The following is a 17,064-nucleotide window of genomic DNA, read 5'->3' as shown; positions in this document are numbered from 1 at the left end:
ACGGCGAAAAAAATAAGGTGCATAGAATAAAACGCACAAGCCAACTGTTCCAGTAGAGAAACAGGTTATTTCACAAAATCAGGGTGCCAGACGATCAATTTTCCAGCAGTCATCCTGTAACTGGTAGATAAAACGATCATGCAGACGGCGGGCTCCGCCCTGCCAGAATTCCATAGTATGAAATCTGACCCGGTAACCTCCCCAGAAATCCGGTAACGGAACTTCACCGCGCATAAATTTCTGACTAATTTCCAGGAATTTCGCTTCAAGAATGCCACGTGCTGAAATCCGGCTCGATTGTTTCGAGACCCAGGCTCCAATCTGGCTGTCACGGGGACGGCTGTGAAAATACTTAATCACTTCCCCGGGACTGAGTTTTTCGGCCTCTCCCAACACCATCACCTGACGCTCCAGCATATGCCACGGGAAATGCAATGAGATTTTGGGATTATTCGCCAGGTGCTGCGCTTTGCGACTGCCAAGATTAGTATAAAAAATCATACTGTTATCGTCGTACTGCTTGAGCAATACAATTCGCTGATACGGTTGTCCCAGCTCATCGACCGTTGCGACGCACATCGCGGTCGGATCGGGCAACCTGGCTTCACACGCCTGATTCAGCCACTGACCGAACAACGCCATAGGATGTTCCGGTAAATCCTTGCGCCGTAACCCACCCCGGGTATATTCCCGACGCAGATCGGCTATATCTTGTAAAACATCATTCTCATTCGCCATTTTTTCAGACTCATTCACCTGACAAACCATATTACTGATAACCGTCGCCGCCCTGTGATTCAGGTCGTTGCGGCTACGGGCCTGACTACTTACTGGCTGCCAGATTCGCAGGGAATACGGCTCCCAGCGTAGTAAAATCTCGTGCTCCTGTCACAGCGGGTAAGTTACCAGGTAATCCTGACAAGGTCCGGAATGCCAGCCAGGCAAACGCCAGTGCCTCCATATCGTCACTGCTGATACCCACATCGTCAGTTTTACCCACTTCAGTGCCCGGTAACAGAGCCGAAATACGTTGCATTAATTCAACGTTATGATTGCCGCCGCCGCAGACCAGCAAGCGATCACAGTTACCATTCAGTTGAATCTGCTGCACAATGCTGACAGCCGTGAGTTCGAGCAATGTCGCCTGAATATCCTGTGCCGCCAGACCCGGAAAGTGCATCAGCTGTTTTTCTATCCAGGAGAGATTAAAATATTCCCGGCCGGTACTTTTCGGTGTCGGTAAAGCAAACCAGGGATCATCTAACATTTGCTTCAACAATACAGGAATCACCTGCCCGCTTTTCGCCCAGCGCCCATCTCTGTCGAACCGTTGTTGCCGGTTACGCCAAACCCAGGCATCCATCAGGATATTGCCCGGTCCGGTATCAAAACCACGAATTGTTTGCCCGGGAAACAGTAGCGACAGATTCGCAATTCCACCAATATTCAGGACTATCCGTCGTTCCCCGGGATGCATCAGTATGGCGCGGTGAAACGCCGGCACCAGCGGCGCACCCTGGCCTCCCAAAGCCATATCGCGGCGGCGGAAATCACCGACCACAGTGACGCCTGTGCGGGCAGCAATCTGGTTATTATCGCCAAGTTGCATACTGAAGGGTGCATCACTGTCCGGCTCATGCCACACCGTTTGTCCGTGGCAGCCAATTCCGACAATATCGCGGGCCGTCAGTGACTCCCTGCGCATCAAAGTTTCTATCGCCTCACTAAATAAGCGTCCCAGCCGTGAATCAAGGCGACCAAGTTGTGACAATGTCACTGGCTGTCCCTGACACACATCCAGTATTTGCTGTCTAATGTCGAGTGGCATCGGATGACAATAGCTGGCTTGTTGCGCCACGATATGTTCATCTATAGCGGCCAGTACCACATCCACCCCGTCAAGGCTGGTGCCTGACATCACTCCGATATAGCGTCCCGACTTCATGTTGACCTCAATTTTGCGGCTTCGCAGACTGTCAGTAGTCTGACACAGTGGCTAATACTATGACCAGGATAACAATTGATCATCAATTAATTGAATACATTTTATGGCTGATTGAATTATCGTTTACCCCTGCAGTCCCACAATAGCATTTAGGTTATTGCAAAAATCGCCTCGATATGCACAATTTGCTTTATAATAGGATAATAACGTTGTCAAGAGTGCGCACATCGCGCCGATTTTGAAAGGAGTTTCTGATGATTAAACGTTTAACTGCTGTCGCAGCCATCGCGCTGGCTTTGACTGGATGTGTTAATAACAATGACCTGTCGGGCGATACTTACAGCGCCAGCGAAGCCAAGCAAGTCCAGAGCGTTTCTTACGGGACCCTGGTTTCTGTCCGCCCGGTAAAAATCCAGGGCGGTGATGAAAATAGTGCCATTGGTGCTATCGGTGGTGCCGTACTCGGTGGTTTCCTCGGAAATACTGTAGGTGGTGGCGCGGGTCGTAGCCTGGCCACTGCCGGTGGCGCAGTTCTGGGTGGCCTGGCCGGTCAACAGGTTCAGAGTGGCATGAATACCTCGCAGGGTGTTGAGCTGGAAATCCGTAAAGATGATGGCAACACTATCATGGTCGTTCAGAAACAAGCAGCAACCCGTTATTCTGTCGGTATGCGGGTGGCCATCGCCAGCAATGGCAGCCAGGTGACAGTGTCTCCACGCTAATCACCCGTCAGTACCAAAAAACCCGTCCTGAGACGGGTTTTTTCTTTTTTTAGCTCTGCTGTGTCAATTAATTCTTAAAGTGTGCAAGTAAAACCATCCACTAATTCTCTTTTCCTTGCAGTTCGACAATGTTTTTTTCTAACCGGCCGATAAGCTTTATCAGTGTGCTGATCTCTTCTGATGACAAACCGCTGAGGATATCTTCACGACTACGGTCAATAACACCCTCCAGTTCGGAAATCACCGGTGCCGCCGCATCTGTCAGCGTAATCCGTTTCGCACGACGATCATCTGCGCACGGTAACCTGCTGATAAGGCCCTTATGTTCCAGTTGGTCGAGTGTTCTGACCAGAGACGGCTGTTCGATACCTATCGCCTTAGCCAACTGAATCTGAGACTGTTCCGGAGGTAACTGATGAATATTATGCAATGTCACCCACAGCGTCTGGGTCAGGCCAAGGGGCTTCAGTCTGTTATCAATGACTGCCCGCCACATACGCACCAACCTGGCGAGATCGGTGCCTAATGAAGATTCCATATAACCTCCTTATAATTAGCTTGCTAAGCATCATTGTCGATCTTACACTATTTTGCGGTTTCCAGGCAGTAAATACAAATGCCTGATGCAGAAATCATTTTCTTAATTGTTACTGTGGTTATTACTGACAAGGAATGCCGGACATGGATTTAAGTAACCATCCCCCGTTATCATCACTCACCGAGCTGGTGTTCGGCGATTCATTATTCTTCCCCCCAATATTCAAATCCGTATTGCTGGGGTTCTTTCTGTGGCTGGTGATCCACCCGCTGATCCGGGCGCGGATGTACTCAGGTACCTTCTGGCATCCGACCCTGATGGACTTGTCACTGTTTATTCTGTGTGTAGTTGCCTCATTTGGCCTGCTTAGCCTGAGATAATGAATAATGAAAGTAAATCTCCTGAAGTATTTCACCACCCTGTTTGTCTTTGCTATTGCCCTGTTCGCGGGTTGGTGGATGTGGAACTATTACATGCAATCGCCCTGGACCCGGGATGGAAAGATCAGGGCAGAAATCGTCGATATTACCCCGGAAGTCTCAGGCCGGGTCGTCGCGGTTAACATCAGCGATAATCAGTTTGTGCGTAAAGGTGACCTGCTGGTAGCTCTGGACACCATCCCCCTGCAAATTGCACAAGATAATGCTGAGGCGTTACTGGCGAAAGCTCAGGCAGACTTATTAAAGGCACAGCATGAACTACAGCGCAGAGCAAAACTGCCACGTAACGTGATTTCCGCCGAAGATCTGGATATCGCCAGCCAGACGGCGGCGGCGGCAGTCGCCAGCGTAAAAGCGGCTCAGGCAACGCTGAATAAGAGCCGCTGGGATCTGCAACATGCCAATATCTATGCCCCAACGGACGGATGGATCACTAACCTTTCCCTACGGGCAGGGAACTATGCTACCGAAGGTGCCCCTTTATTCGCATTGCTCGACAGCCATTCTTACTACGTAATGGGATATTTTGAAGAGACTAAATTACGCAATATTCATGTGGGAGCGCCAGCCAACATTGTACTTTACAGTAACGGCAAAACCCTGAACGGCAAAGTGCTGAGTATCGGGCGCGCTATCTATGATCAGAATGTGGAAGCAAATGGCCTGGTACCGGAGATTAAACCAACCGTGCCCTGGGTAAGGCTGGCCCAACGAGTGCCGGTCAGAATCCGACTGGATGATGTCCCTGCGTGGATTCCACTGGTCGCGGGTACCACCTGTACCATTGTTATCCGTCAGTGAGGCACACGTGAATCTCAACTGGCTGGAATGGCAGCAATTACCCTGGATAAAAGCAGACAACCTGCAGTGGCGTTATGCATTACGTAACAGTCTGGCTATGTGCTTCGCCCTCAGTTTTGCCTACTTTTTTGAACTGGATCAACCCTACTGGGCGATGACTTCGGCTGCTGTTGTTAGTTTCCCCACCATTGGCGGCGCTATCAGTAAAAGTCTCGGCAGAATCTGTGGCAGTTTGATTGGTGCGACTGCCGCATTGATTATTGCAGGACATACCCTGAATGATCCCTGGTTGTTCGTGTTTACCATCGCCGGCTGGCTGGCTTTCTGTACCTGGATTTCCAGCCACTATCAGAATAACGTCGCCTACGCATTTTGTTTATCCGGCTACACCGCTACTATTATCGCTTTCAGTACCGTCAATGTTACCGATGTCAATCAGGTCTGGGATATTGCCCAGGCTCGCGTTTGCGAAGTTATCACAGGGATTCTGTGCGCCGGGTTGATGATGATGATCCTGCCCAGTACCTCAGATGGCGATAAACTGATGGTGTCATTACGTCAGTTGCATTTTGAATTGCACAAACATGCAACCTCGCTGTTGACCCGGGACAGTGCCGCTAACGCCAGTGCCTCCCATGAAAGAGTTATCTCACAGATTCTGACCATGAATCTGCTGAGAGTTCAGGCATTCTGGAGCCATTACCGATTCCGACGGCAAAATAACGTGCTGAATTACATTCTGCACCAGCAGTTAAAACTCACCAGTGTGTTATCCGGATTACGAAGGATGCTGCTGAACTGGCCAGAGGCTCCTGACACCCTGTATCAGGGTATTGAACAGTTACTTGACGAACTCGTTCGGCCAGACAGCGATAAGTACCGGATGGCAGTAATTCTCCGGCAGATGATGGTATCGGGTGATAACGATTTTCGTCAGCAGGCCTTTTGCGATCGGTTACGTTATTTTTGCTGGCTTTATCTAAATGTCAGCCGCTGGATTCATCTGTTGGAAACAGCAGATGCTGACACCCGTTTCCAGCCACCCCGTGTACCCTCTCTTGCCAGAGAAAATGATAGTACGGAGGCAGGATGGAGTGCCCTGAGAACCTTTACAGCTATTGTCATTGGCGGGACATTCTGGATTAACAGTCACTGGGAAGACGGCGCCGCCGCACTGACACTAACGTCCATCGCCTGCGTCCTCTATTCATCCTCACCTACCCCGGCGGGAACCGTGCTCGGGTTGATCAAAACCCTGCTGGTTCTGGTTTTCTTTAGTCTGGTCCTTAAATTTGGCCTGATGATTCAGATTAGCGCGCTCTGGCAGTTCATGCTGTTTCTGTTCCCTTTACTGATAACCTGTCAGTTATTGAAATTACAACAACCCGCGAATGCCGGTTTCTGGGGTCAGGCGGTGGTATTTCTGGGATCGTTTATTTCGGTTACCAACCCACCGGAATGGGATTACAGCGAATTTCTTAATGATAACCTGGCTAAGGTTTGCGGGGTGCTGTTGGCCTGGCTAGCTTTTCAGGTATTGCGACCCAGTTCAGATGACCGTAAAGCCCGCAGAAATATCCGCGCATTGAGGCATGTTTTTCTCGATCAGTTACGTCTTCGTCCTTCACTGAAAGAAAGCGTATTTGAATCGAGGGTCTATCACCTGGTAAGCCAGTTAAAAAGTAGTAACAATCAGCAGACACGGTTATGGCTGTTGCGCTGGGGGGTGGTACTTCTCAACTGTTCGCATATTATCTGGCAGTTAAGAAGCTGGCGATCTGACTCTACAGGCCTTTCAATGGTCAGGGATCAGTGTTTTCATTCCCTGCATGATGTAATGAGCTTGCATGGAGTGCGGCATAATGCCCTGAACACCACGCTCAGTCAGTTGGATGAGATGACAAACCAATTGCTGAGTGTCGGAGATGCCGATGCCAGGCAACTGGCAGGTATTTTGTGGCGTTTGCAATGCTCTCTGGCACAACTCAGTACTGCCGTCCCCGAATAAGGTTCCGGCCATAATATTCAGAACAGTGAAGGCTGTTGTGGCTCTTCGCTTTCCGGCGCTTTCTGAACCCGTTGCATCCTGAGTCGTCGCTGATGACAAATGCGTATGACATCCCGTTTTTGTCCGTCAGTCAGTGACATCCAGTTAAAGCGTTCTTCACGGCTCCGCAGGCAGCCGAGGCAATACCCCCGGCTGTCTGTACGGCAAATTCCCCGGCAAGGATTCGGAACAGGGAAAAACTCCAGTTGCTCGGCCATAATCCCCTCAATACGCAATGCAGATCTGCCAGTCGGTACAGGGTATTACTCCGGTACTGACCTGGTTTAATGAGTAAACTTTAGCCTTTGGCTGTGCAACTGGCAATCCCCTGACTGATTGCCCGTTTGTGCGTTGAGACCGTTGCTGCATTGTCATCCGTAAGACAGGTCATTACTCTGCATAGCGTGAGTGTTTCGTTACATTCTGACTTTATCCCCTGTAACGCTCAGGTAAATAACCTGACATGGCACTGTACATCCGACTTATTCCGGTCACCTTTTTCAAGGAGAATATCATGACTGACAGCACGCTTTTTACTCCGTTAACCGTCGGCGCCATTACTGTTCCGAACCGTATTTTTATGGCTCCCCTGACCCGCCTGCGCAGTATTGAGCCGGGAGATATTCCCACTGAACTGATGGCGACCTATTACCGTCAGCGTGCCAGTGCCGGACTGATTATCACAGAAGCCACTCAGATTTCTTTCCAGGCAAAAGGCTATGCCGGAGCCCCGGGACTGCATACCCCGCAGCAAATCGCCGGCTGGAAAGCAATAACTTCTGAGGTCCATGCTGCCGGTGGCCATATTGCAGTTCAGCTATGGCATACCGGACGAATTTCTCATCAATCGTTACAGCCGGAAGGGCTGGCGCCGCTGGCACCCTCTTCGCTGCCGTCTCAGACCCGGACCTCCCTGAAAGATGCCGAGGGTAAGGTCTACCGTGAAGAAACCACACTGCCCCGTGAAATGAGCCTCAGCGAAATTCGCCAGGTCATTGCCGATTTCCGTCAGGCCGCAATCAATGCTGCGGAAGCAGGCATGGATTTGGCTGAAATTCATGGAGCCCATGGCTACCTGATCCATCAGTTCCTGTCTTCACAGTCTAACCAACGTACCGACGAGTACGGTGGCAGTCTGGAAAATCGTGCCCGTCTGGTACTGGAAATAGTTGATGCCATGGGCGAAGCCTGGGCGCGGAACCGCATAGCCATCCGGCTCTCGCCGGTAGGTGAGTTCCAGGCGTTGGGAAATGGTGACAATGAAGAGGCTGAAGCGCTATGGCTTATCAGTGAACTGGCAAAACGTAAGATTGCCTACCTGCACTTATCTGAGCCGGACTGGGCTGGTGGAGCGCCTTACAGCGATGAATTCCGCCGTAAAGTACGCGAGGTATTTCCGGGGGTCATTATCGGTGCAGGTGCCTACACCAAACAAAAAGCTGAAGATTTAATTAACCGTCAGTTGATCGATGCTGTTGCTTTTGGGCGTGATTATATTGCTAATCCGGATTTGGTTGAACGTTTACAGAAAAATGCCCCGCTGAACCCACAGCACCCTGAGACATTTTATGGCGGTGCTGCTCAGGGATACACCGATTACCCTTTCCTGAACGATAACTAAGCATACCCACAGCGATTTCCCTGTTACACTAGTGGCCGGTTAACTTTCCGGTCATTGGTGTTTTATTGATGACTGGCCTGAATAAAAGAGGATGATATGCGTCTGCTTCATACCATGCTACGTGTTGGTGACCTGCAACGATCAGTGGATTTTTATACCCGTATTTTCGGCATGCGGCTGTTACGTCAAAGTGAGAATACTGAATACAAATACACTTTAGCCTTTGTGGGTTACGCTGAAGAAACTGAAGGCACAGTGCTCGAACTGACCTATAACTGGGGCGTTGACAGTTATGACCTGGGAAATGCCTACGGACATATCGCCATTGAAGTTGATAATGCCGCAGAAGCCTGCGAACGAATTCGTAAAGACGGGGGGAAAGTTTCCCGCGAAGCCGGTCCGGTCAAAGGTGGCACTACCGTGATTGCGTTTGTAGAAGATCCGGATGGTTACAAAATCGAATTAATTGAGAAAAAACATACCGGTCAGGGAATCGGTAACTAACTGGTGATGTCTGCCTGAATCAGGCAGACTTTTTTCGCTGAAGTTATATTCACCCGATTCTGTCCCAGTAGTGATAGTCAGACTACCCACTGATTTTTTCGTCCAATGAGATACTGATGTCCGAAACTTCTTCGCTTAATGCACTGAATCAACGTTTTCGGGGCTTTTACCCTGTCGTGATTGATGTCGAGACCGCAGGTTTTAATGCCGACACTGATGCACTACTGGAAATTGCTGCGGTTACCCTGAAAATGGATGACGATGGCTGGCTGCAGCCGGACCAGACCCTGCATTTTAATGTTGCGCCGTTCGAAGGTGCTCTGTTACACCCTGAAGCACTGGCATTTACCGGTATCGATCCTAATGATCCTGAGCGTAATGCGGTCAGTGAACACGATGCGTTACATGCTATTTTCAAGATGGTACGCAAAGGCATGAAAGACAGTGACTGTGCCAGAGCGGTTATCGTGGCGCACAATGCCCATTTTGATCAAAGCTTCGTGATGGCAGCCGCGCAGCGCAGCCATCTTAAACGCAACCCTTTCCACCCGTTTGCCACTTTTGATACTGCGGCTCTCAGCGGGCTGGTACTCGGCCAGACAGTTCTCGCCAAAGCCTGTAAAGCGGCCGGAATGACTTTCGACAGTCATCAGGCGCATTCCGCGCTGTATGATACCCAACAAACGGCGACCTTGTTCTGTGAGCTGGTTAACCGCTGGAAAAGACTGGGAGGCTGGCCGTTACCCACCGGTGAGGATGATGATACAGAGGCCTCTGTCGCGTCAGAATGACGCACAAAAAAATGCCCGCGAAATTAGCGGGCACCGGAATCACTGTCGATAACAGTTATTCTGCCGCAGGGTATTTCTCTGCGGTTTCTTTAATCAGCTGCTGCAGTTCGCCACGCTGATACATTTCAATAATAATATCGCAGCCGCCCACCAGTTCTCCGTCTACCCATAACTGTGGGAAAGTTGGCCAGTTTGCATATTTTGGTAATTCGGCACGAATATCCGGATTCTGCAGGATATCGACATAGGCAAAGCGCTGCCCGCAGGCAGAAAGTGCCTGTACCGCCTGAGCGGAGAAACCACAGCTTGGTAATTTAGGGGAACCTTTCATATACAGCAGAATAGGATTTTCAGAAATCTGAGTCTGAATTTTTTCGAGAGTGCTCATAGTACTTCCTTCGGGACAAAACGACATGTTTTGTTATTGTAGCGATATCAACCCGCCAGTGAAAACGACATTTTTCATCTGCTACATAAAAGTTCACTTATATGGCATTTAGCGTTAAACCGGTAACAACTGCAGGATGAAAAATTCAGTCGCCTGAAGTTTCATCAAAAATTTGTGACTTAATTATCTGTTTATGCTCAATTTTACGTCAAAAAACTTCTCGTAACAGATTCCGGAAAAAAGACCTTAACATTTAATAAAATTCTGGATTAGAATGATTTTGGGGCTGACTGAAAGGTCAGATGTTATTTTTTAATTTTGTCCGTCTTTTTCAGGACATTTAACCTGTAACCTGACAACTATGCGTCTACTGATCACGCTTTTTATTCTGGCTGTAGCACAGCTTTTTTTCAATGTCGCAGAGGCATCGCCTCGAACAGCGGTAAATGCCACATTTCACAAAACCACCCGTAAAGCTGTTACCGAAGAGGATGCACGCCGCAAGCGAAGACCCATAAAGACGACCAGTAGTCGACATAAAGCCCGTCAGCCCCTGATTCACCGGGTGAAACATTTCACCAGTCAGCGAAAAATCAAGCAGAGTCGTACAGCGAAAGAATCCAGTCATCTGGCAAAGAATCGCAGACACGAAACTAAAAGGTATGGCCGTCAACGCCCCGCAGCAAAAAAAACGACGCGTCATCCATCCGCTACACTGGCCGCTATACGGATGAGTAAACAGCATCGTTTGCGTTATCAGAAAGCCCGTGCGACCGCGATGGTTAAACTGATGGATCAGCTCGGGAAACCTTACCAGTGGGGAGGAACCTCTCCGCATACCGGGTTTGACTGCAGTGGCCTGGTTTATTATGCCTATAAAGACCTGGTGAATTTCAAAATTCCCCGCACAGCGAACGAAATGTACCATCTTCGCGACGCAGCACCGGTAAAACGTGATGAGCTGGAAAAAGGTGACCTGGTGTTCTTCCGTATCCATCGTCACGGTGCGGCTGACCATGTTGGTGTCTACCTGGGTGATGGTAAATTTATTCAGTCACCGCGCACCGGTAAAGATATCCAGATTACTGCGCTGAGTAATGAATACTGGCAGCGTCACTATATTGGCGCGCGTCGCATGATGACACCGAGCACCGTCCGCTAATTATACTTCCCGGGGACTACAGACTACTGCACTTCAAACACCGATAATCTGGCGGAGTAAGGTGCAGTTTTTTATACAGAGAGCAAGCTGTCATAACCATCGCCCCTTTTCCTCAACGTTGCTTGCAGAATTGAGTCCCCGGTAATCCCTACCGCAGCAAAGTCATAGGCATTTCCCGACAGCAAAAAAAACCGGCACCAGAGTGAGCCGGTGGCCGGTTCTGACAACTTAACCACACAGGCAGGTCGTCGATGGCTGAACCTGTGCGCGACGGTTAATGCAATATGGCCGTAAAACTGAAAGCCATAATCATCAGCAACGCGACAACAGTGGTTGTCAGTGCAAGCTTAAGATCGGTATCCATCAGAACTCCTTTAGGCACATTAAATGTAGGGAGATAGTTATATTCCCACACTGATGCGCAAAAATCTCGTTTTATTGTGGCAGGCTTGCTAGAATTGCCGGTCTTTGTTGCGCAAATTCCTCGACTGCTGGTTTTTCACCGGTTGTCTTCGCCGGACTCTCCTCTGACCTCTGAGTTTCCATTAAGACTGGTCAGTTGATTGCTGAGCTGACGCAAACGATTAACATATTAAAAATCAATATATTAAATTTTTTAAAACCAGGAGTACTCACTGAATGGCAACTATTAAAGACGTGGCAAAGCGCGCCGGGGTTTCGACCACCACCGTGTCCCATGTCATTAATCAGACCCGTTTTGTTGCGGAAAACACACGGAAAGCGGTCTGGGAAGCGATAAACGAGTTGCACTACTCCCCCAGTGCTGTCGCCAGAAGTCTTAAAGTCAATAATACCAAGACGCTGGGCTTACTTTCGACAACACTTGAGGCACCTTACTTTGCCGAAATTATTGAAGCCATTGAAAAAAAATGTTTTGACCACGGCTATACCCTGATTCTGGGTAACGCCCACAACGATCTGCAGAAGCAGCGTGCTTACCTGTCAATGATGGCGCGCAAACGTGTAGACGGGCTTCTGGTCATGTGTGCCGAATATCCGCAGGAGCTGCTGGATATGCTGGAAGAAAACCGCAATATTCCGATGGTGGTGATGGACTGGGGGGTTTCACGCGGAGACTTTACAGACACCGTATTGGATAACGCGTTTCATGGCGGATACCTGGCAGGACGTTATCTGATTGAGCGAGGTCATCGTGATATTGGTTGTATTCCGGGACAGATGGAAAGAAATACCGGAGGTGGCCGGCTGGCTGGTTTTCTAAAAGCTCTGGAAGAAGCAGGTATCTCTCACCGCGAAGAGTGGACGGTCCAGGGCAATTTTGAACCCGAGTCCGGTTACCAGGCGATGCAGAAAATACTTGCGCAACCACAGCTCCCGACAGCGGTCTTCTGCGGCGGGGATATTATGGCCATGGGAGCCATTTGCGCTGCAGATGAACAAGGACTGCGGGTACCCCAGGACATCTCCATTATTGGCTACGATAATGTGCGCAACTCTCGTTATATCACACCGGCACTGACTACCGTTCACCAGCCCAAAAGTGAATTAGGCGAAAAAGCGCTTGAGATGCTTCTCGACCGCATAGTGAACAAACGCGAAGAACCGCAAACCATCGAAATTCATCCGACACTGATCGAACGTCGTTCGGTAGGTGACGGTCCATTCCGAGACTACCGGCGCTAACCACTTCAGTCACTCCCTGAGCCATTCCTGGTTCAGGGTGGCGGTATCACCCAGATATTCCAGAATCCAGCGTAATGCCGGCGAGATACGTTGTTCTGCCCAACTCACACAACAAGGACTTTCCGGGAACGGAGCGGGTAGTTTCAGCTCTTTCACTTCTCCGCTCTCTAATAGCGGTTGGGCCAGGTGCCCGGGGACCATAGCGACACACAACCCTGCCTTTACGCAATCAAGCCCGGTCTGCCAGTCCGGTACGGTCATCCGACGTTGGTTATCCAGAGTCCAGGTCATCCTTCGCGGTAATTCCCTTGAGGTATCCTCCATGACCAGTGATGGCCATGCCCGAAGCTGCTCTTCCCCCGGGTGAGATTCCCTCGCCAGGGGATGTCCGGCACTGACAATACAACGCCAGTTGAGACGTCCCATATCCTGGAAAGCATAGCGCCCGGCAACCGGAACCGCCTGAGTCGCCCCAATCGCCATATCTACGCGCCCCGCGGCTAAGGCATCCCAGACCCCGTTAAACACCTCTTCATGAATATGCAATTCAACATCCGGGAAGTGTCGGTAAAAGTCGATGGTCAGTTGCTGCATTCTGGAACGTTTCACAATACAGTCCATCGCAATACTGAGTTCACCGCGCCAGCCGTTTGCCAGTTGTTGACACTGACGCCGGGTTTCCTGCATTTTTTTGATAATCCCCCGACCTTCGCGAACAAAATGTTCTCCTGCAGCCGTCAGTATCACATCACGGTGCTGTCGCTCAAACAATGAGACTGCCAGCCACTCCTCCTGTTGCCGCACGGTATAACTGATGGCTGAGGGTACCCGATGTAACTCTCTGGCTGCCGCACTAAAGCTACCATTTCTCGCCACGGCATCCACGACTTCGAGCGCATATTCTGACCACATAGCAACCTTTCAATTTTTTTCACAGTTGATTGCAAATAATAACGGTTCACAACCCTCTACGCACCCTTTTAAACTCTGTGCGCAAATTTCCACGGGGAGGAACAATGCGTCATCCGGTAATCTTTTTAGTCTATCTGTCATTACTCAGTATGCTGGGTTTTCTGGCTACAGATATGTATCTGCCTGCCTTTGAGGCCATGAAGCAAGACCTGAATACCGATTCAGGTGTGATTAGTGCCAGCCTTAGCCTGTTCCTGGCAGGGTTTGCCTGCGCTCAGTTATTCTGGGGGCCGCTGTCGGATAAAATTGGCCGGAAACCCGTGCTGGTGACAGGTCTGGCAGTATTTGCAGTGAGCTGTCTGGCGATGTTGTGGGTATCCTCACCTCATGCTCTGTTAGCACTGAGATTTATTCAGGCCACCGGTGTCTGTGCTGCCGCCGTTAGCTGGCAATCCCTGGTATTCGATTACTATCCGGCATCCCGGAGTCAGAAGATTTTCGCCACTATTATGCCCATGGTCGCATTGTCGCCGGCACTTGCTCCGTTGCTTGGATCATGGTTATTGGCACATTTTCACTGGCATTCAATATTTTTGGTATTAACTTTACTGACCTGTGTGTTGATAGTGGCTACCCTGCGCTTACCCACCAGGCCAACGGCAGTTTCCGGAGCAAAGGATGCTGTTACCCCGGGTTTTTTACAGTTACTCTCGGTAAGGCAATACAGCGGCAATGTGCTGATCTATTCAGCCTGCTCTGCCAGTTTCTTTGCCTGGCTAACCGGTTCACCCTTTATCCTTTCCGGATTGGGGCTAACGGCCGGTGATATCGGGCTAAGCTATATCCCACAAACCCTGACGTTCCTTGCAGGTGGCTTTGGTTGCCGTGCTCTGCTTAACCGGTTCAGTGGTCGTCAACTGCTACCCTGGTTATTGGCGCTTTACGCAGTAAGTATCGCTGGTGTCGTTGTCGTGAGTTTCTTTAGTCAACCTCAACTGTTCACCCTGTTACTTCCCTTCTGCGGCATGGCGATGGCTAACGGAGCTATTTATCCTGTGGTAGTTTCGGCGGCGCTTCAGGTTTTTCCCGGCGCAAGCGGAAAGGCTGCAGCCCTGCAGAACGCGTTGCAGCTGGGATTATGCTTCGTGTTCAGTTTACTGGTGTCTTATCATCTGTCACAGCCCTTACTGACGACCGCCACAGCAATGGGTATCACCGTTTTTCTGGCCGCGGCCGGCTTTTGTCTGCAGTATCGTAAACCTCCCTGCCAGTAATTCCTCCCGCCGCTCATACGGCGGGTTAATTCTGCTTTCACAATTAGCGCCCTAATCATCAGTCATTGAACATTCAGATTGCCGGGCATATAATCACTCTGGTGACAATCTTTCTATTATAAGTCACCGCGTATGCTGACTAATTTTGTTTGTGCTTTCTCTGCACAACCGCATTTTTCGATATTTACTAGCACCTCTGTTTTGTCTTTACTTATAAATGCACGTTTTTTGTGAGTTTACTCACGAACCCACGAAAGTTGTCTATTCTTTCTTCAGGTTCAAATAGAACAGGTGATAAGAAGCGTATGAGTTCATCATGTGTAGCAGAAGTTAGCCTTAAGGAAGATCATTGGTACCGTATTGCCAGTGAAATGCTGTCGATGGCCGATATTGCTATCAATGGTGATCGACCTTGGGATATTCAGGTAAAAAATCCTGATTTTTTTAAACGGGTTTTGCAGGAAGGCTCTCTGGGGTTAGGTGAGAGTTATATGGACGGCTGGTGGGAATGTGAACGGCTTGACCAGTTTTTTTATCGGGTGTTGAAACATAAACTTGATAAACAATTGCCGCATCACTTTAAAGATACCCTTCGAATTGCTACAGCCCGTCTTAAGAATCTGCAATCAAAAAAACGCGCCTGGATAGTCGGAAAAGAACATTATGATCTGGGAAATGATCTGTTCAGCCTGATGCTCGATCCATTTATGCAGTATTCCTGTGGTTACTGGAAAGATGCAACCACTCTGGAAGCCGCTCAGGAAGCGAAACTGGATATGATCTGTCGTAAACTGCAACTAGAGCCAGGTATGACCCTGCTGGATATCGGTTGTGGCTGGGGTGGATTATCCGAGTTCGCGGCGCGTCGTTATGGTGTCAGTGTCCATGGTGTGACCATCTCTGCCGAACAGCAAAAAATGGCTCAGGAGCGGTGTAAAGGGCTGGATGTCACCATCCTGCTGCAGGATTACCGTGATCTGAATCTGAGCTTTGACCGGATTGTCTCTGTCGGGATGTTTGAACACGTTGGTCCGAAAAATTACGCGACCTATTTTGATGTGGTTTCCCGCAATCTGAAACCGGACGGTATATTTTTACTACACACCATTGGTTCTAATCATACAGATTTAAATGTTGACCCATGGATTGATAAATATATTTTCCCGAATGGTTGTTTGCCATCTGTCACTCATATCGCGCAAACCAGCGAACCTCATTTTGTGATGGAGGACTGGCATAACATTGGTGTTGATTATGACAGGACACTGATGGCATGGTATGAGCGTTTTCTCGCCAGCTGGCCACAGCTGGAACATAACTATAATGAACGCTTTAAACGTATGTTTACCTACTATCTGAATGCCTGTGCAGGTGCGTTCCGCGCCCGTGACATTCAGCTATGGCAGGTGGTGTTTACCCGTGGGGTAGATGGCGGTTTACGGGTTGCCCGTTAACCGTAACAGGATGGTGTAATACTGCATATGACCCGGAGCTTTTGCCTGCAAAACTCCGGGTTTGTTTATTGAAGAACAATTATCAAACGAACACGTATCATACGAATACTTTTCAAAAGACTGCGATATGGGGATTGAACTCAGACTGATTCTGCACCCTTCGCCATATCCCGCGTTGCCAGTACCCGCTCAACCGTGTCCACGATGGCCTGAGTTTGAGGATCAATTTCGATATTAACGAGTCCACCAATTTTTTTCTCGCCCAGTAATGTCCGTTCGAGGGTTTCAGGAATAAGATATACGCAGAACTTACTCCCGACCACATCACCGACGGTCAGGCTACAACCATCAATTCCGACAAAACCCTTATGTAAAATATATTTAATTAATGAACTGTCCTGCAAACGGAACCATACTTCACGGTTATTTTCCGACTGAATTATTTTTGATATTTCCGCCGTCGTCATAATGTGGCCTGACATCAGGTGTCCACCAATTTCATCAGAAAATCTGGCCGCCCTTTCAATATTGACCCGGCAACCCGGAGTAATATCATTCAGATTGGTGACACGCAGCGTTTCTTTAATCAGATCAAAACTGACCAGATCATCACGAATCGAGGTCACGGTCAGGCAACATCCGTTATGGGCCACGGAGGCACCAATCTCAAGTCCCTCCAGCCATTCAGCGGGAAACCTCAGTGTATGGGTGCGAAACAGTGGTTTTTCTTCAACAGCAACCACTTCTGCCGTCCCCTGCACAATACCTGTAAACATAATTAAACTCCCTCTGCATTTAGC

Annotated in this window: 19 protein-coding genes; 11 read left to right on the top strand and 8 right to left on the bottom strand. The window is 49.4% G+C overall.

Annotation, left to right across the window (positions count from 1 at the left end):
• Positions 1-78 precede the first annotated feature (78 nt).
• Positions 79-738, bottom strand: coding sequence for a pyridoxamine 5'-phosphate oxidase (gene pdxH, locus HA49_RS03445; protein WP_038020880.1), 660 nt, complete (start codon positions 736-738; stop codon positions 79-81).
• 85 nt (positions 739-823) lie between these two features.
• On the bottom strand, positions 824-1,945 hold the full coding sequence (anmK, locus tag HA49_RS03440; protein ID WP_038020552.1) for an anhydro-N-acetylmuramic acid kinase: 1,122 nt from the start codon (positions 1,943-1,945) through the stop codon (positions 824-826).
• A 254-nt stretch (positions 1,946-2,199) separates the two neighbouring features.
• On the opposite strand from anmK, the gene HA49_RS03435 reads away from it, so the two are divergent.
• Entirely contained in the window at positions 2,200-2,667 is a 468-nt protein-coding gene (locus tag HA49_RS03435; protein WP_038020551.1) for an outer membrane lipoprotein, read from the top strand.
• A gap of 100 nt (positions 2,668-2,767) precedes the next feature.
• Here the strand turns inward: HA49_RS03435 and slyA are convergent, their stop codons facing one another.
• A complete protein-coding gene (gene slyA / locus HA49_RS03430) occupies positions 2,768-3,205 on the bottom strand; it encodes a transcriptional regulator SlyA (protein ID WP_038020550.1) in 438 nt (145 codons plus the stop codon).
• Between the two features lie 143 nt (positions 3,206-3,348).
• Between slyA and HA49_RS03425 the strand changes: the two genes are divergently transcribed.
• The 3 genes from HA49_RS03425 to HA49_RS03415 are packed head-to-tail and all read left to right on the top strand — an operon-like array spanning position 3,349 to position 6,454.
• Positions 3,349-3,585, top strand: a complete 237-nt coding sequence (locus HA49_RS03425) for a DUF1656 domain-containing protein (protein WP_038020549.1) — start codon at positions 3,349-3,351, stop codon at positions 3,583-3,585.
• 6 nt (positions 3,586-3,591) lie between these two features.
• A complete protein-coding gene (locus tag HA49_RS03420) occupies positions 3,592-4,446 on the top strand; it encodes an efflux RND transporter periplasmic adaptor subunit (RefSeq protein WP_038020548.1) in 855 nt (284 codons plus the stop codon).
• Positions 4,447-4,453: 7 nt separating this feature from the next.
• Positions 4,454-6,454: an FUSC family protein gene (locus HA49_RS03415; protein ID WP_038020547.1), complete on the top strand. Its 2,001-nt coding sequence runs from the start codon at positions 4,454-4,456 to the stop codon at positions 6,452-6,454.
• 17 nt (positions 6,455-6,471) lie between these two features.
• On the opposite strand, the gene HA49_RS03410 is transcribed toward HA49_RS03415, so the two are convergent.
• A complete protein-coding gene (locus HA49_RS03410) occupies positions 6,472-6,711 on the bottom strand; it encodes a DUF1289 domain-containing protein (protein WP_038020879.1) in 240 nt (79 codons plus the stop codon).
• Between the two features lie 296 nt (positions 6,712-7,007).
• On the opposite strand from HA49_RS03410, the gene nemA reads away from it, so the two are divergent.
• The 3 genes from nemA (at position 7,008) to rnt (ending at position 9,409) form a co-directional block, all read left to right on the top strand.
• A complete protein-coding gene (gene nemA, locus HA49_RS03405; protein WP_038020878.1) occupies positions 7,008-8,114 on the top strand; it encodes an alkene reductase in 1,107 nt (368 codons plus the stop codon).
• Between the two features lie 96 nt (positions 8,115-8,210).
• The gene (gloA, locus tag HA49_RS03400; protein ID WP_038020546.1) at positions 8,211-8,618 is read left to right on the top strand and encodes a lactoylglutathione lyase; all 408 of its coding nucleotides are present in this window, start codon (positions 8,211-8,213) and stop codon (positions 8,616-8,618) included.
• Between the two features lie 116 nt (positions 8,619-8,734).
• The gene (gene rnt, locus HA49_RS03395) at positions 8,735-9,409 is read left to right on the top strand and encodes a ribonuclease T (protein WP_038020545.1); all 675 of its coding nucleotides are present in this window, start codon (positions 8,735-8,737) and stop codon (positions 9,407-9,409) included.
• A 55-nt stretch (positions 9,410-9,464) separates the two neighbouring features.
• Here the strand turns inward: rnt and HA49_RS03390 are convergent, their stop codons facing one another.
• A complete protein-coding gene (locus HA49_RS03390; RefSeq protein WP_025901934.1) occupies positions 9,465-9,797 on the bottom strand; it encodes a Grx4 family monothiol glutaredoxin in 333 nt (110 codons plus the stop codon).
• A gap of 361 nt (positions 9,798-10,158) precedes the next feature.
• Here HA49_RS03390 and HA49_RS03385 point away from each other — a divergent pair, with 361 nt between their 5' ends.
• The gene (locus HA49_RS03385) at positions 10,159-10,959 is read left to right on the top strand and encodes a C40 family peptidase (protein ID WP_038020544.1); all 801 of its coding nucleotides are present in this window, start codon (positions 10,159-10,161) and stop codon (positions 10,957-10,959) included.
• Between the two features lie 274 nt (positions 10,960-11,233).
• Here HA49_RS03385 and cydH read toward each other — a convergent pair whose 3' ends face one another.
• A complete protein-coding gene (gene cydH / locus HA49_RS21380) occupies positions 11,234-11,323 on the bottom strand; it encodes a cytochrome bd-I oxidase subunit CydH (RefSeq protein ID WP_156994535.1) in 90 nt (29 codons plus the stop codon).
• 275 nt (positions 11,324-11,598) lie between these two features.
• Here cydH and purR point away from each other — a divergent pair, with 275 nt between their 5' ends.
• Positions 11,599-12,624, top strand: a complete 1,026-nt coding sequence (gene purR / locus HA49_RS03380; protein WP_038020543.1) for an HTH-type transcriptional repressor PurR — start codon at positions 11,599-11,601, stop codon at positions 12,622-12,624.
• A gap of 9 nt (positions 12,625-12,633) precedes the next feature.
• Here the strand turns inward: purR and punR are convergent, their stop codons facing one another.
• Positions 12,634-13,536, bottom strand: coding sequence for a DNA-binding transcriptional activator PunR (punR, locus tag HA49_RS03375; RefSeq protein WP_038020542.1), 903 nt, complete (start codon positions 13,534-13,536; stop codon positions 12,634-12,636).
• A 104-nt stretch (positions 13,537-13,640) separates the two neighbouring features.
• Here punR and punC point away from each other — a divergent pair, with 104 nt between their 5' ends.
• Entirely contained in the window at positions 13,641-14,810 is a 1,170-nt protein-coding gene (gene punC, locus HA49_RS03370; protein WP_038020541.1) for a purine nucleoside transporter PunC, read from the top strand.
• Positions 14,811-15,115: 305 nt separating this feature from the next.
• Positions 15,116-16,264 carry a cyclopropane fatty acyl phospholipid synthase gene (cfa, locus tag HA49_RS03365; RefSeq protein WP_038020540.1) on the top strand — a complete coding sequence of 383 codons (1,149 nt, stop codon included), beginning with the start codon at positions 15,116-15,118 and terminating at the stop codon, positions 16,262-16,264.
• A gap of 140 nt (positions 16,265-16,404) precedes the next feature.
• On the opposite strand, the gene HA49_RS03360 is transcribed toward cfa, so the two are convergent.
• Positions 16,405-17,040 (bottom strand): riboflavin synthase, encoded by a 636-nt coding sequence (locus tag HA49_RS03360; protein ID WP_038020539.1) that lies wholly within the window; start codon positions 17,038-17,040, stop codon positions 16,405-16,407.
• Between the last annotated feature and the right edge of the window lie 24 nt (positions 17,041-17,064).

This window comes from Tatumella morbirosei (genome assembly GCF_000757425.2).
Classification (GTDB): Bacteria; Pseudomonadota; Gammaproteobacteria; order Enterobacterales; family Enterobacteriaceae; genus Tatumella; species Tatumella morbirosei.
Note: the sequence above shows the minus strand (reverse complement) of the source record. Positions and strands in the feature narration are given on the sequence as shown.